The organism is Tannerella forsythia (genome assembly GCF_001006485.1).
Taxonomy (GTDB): Bacteria; Bacteroidota; Bacteroidia; order Bacteroidales; family Tannerellaceae; genus Tannerella; species Tannerella forsythia.
The window spans coordinates 1-434 of the sequence record NZ_JUET01000105.1 but is presented as its reverse complement, the minus strand read 5'-3'; the positions used below and the strand labels follow the sequence as shown (position 1 = coordinate 434).

General features: G+C 54.8%; 1 protein-coding gene. It reads right to left on the bottom strand.

All coding sequences use genetic code 11. The annotated features are described in order from the left end of the window. Positions 1-434, bottom strand: a 434-nt coding sequence (locus Tanf_RS16735; protein ID WP_046825811.1) for a BadF/BadG/BcrA/BcrD ATPase family protein, incomplete at both ends; no start/stop codon positions are given.

The window sequence follows — 434 nt, the reverse complement described above, 5'->3', positions numbered from 1 at the left end:
GCTCCATAGGCTCCCATGAGGCCAGCCTCAGCGGGAGAACGACCTCGCGACCGGTGAGCTTTTCGAAGGCACGTAGGACGGCATTGTTGAGGAAGGTTCCACCTTGGACGACAACCTTGTTCCCTAGTTGTGCCGGATCAGTAAGCTTAATGACCTTGTACAAGGCATTGCGAACCACTGAGTAGGACAGTCCGGCAGCAATATCAGCGGGAGAGGCCCCCTCCTTTTGTGCCTGCTTGACTGAGGAGTTCATAAAGACGGTGCAGCGACTACCTAGATCTACCGGATGCTGAGCCAGCAGGCTCATGGAGGAGAATGATTCGATATCGGTATCCATGCCGGCAGCAAAGGTTTGCAAGAAGGACCCGCATCCCGACGAACACGCCTCGTTGACAGAGATAGAGTCGATGACTTGATCGACGACGCGCAAATAC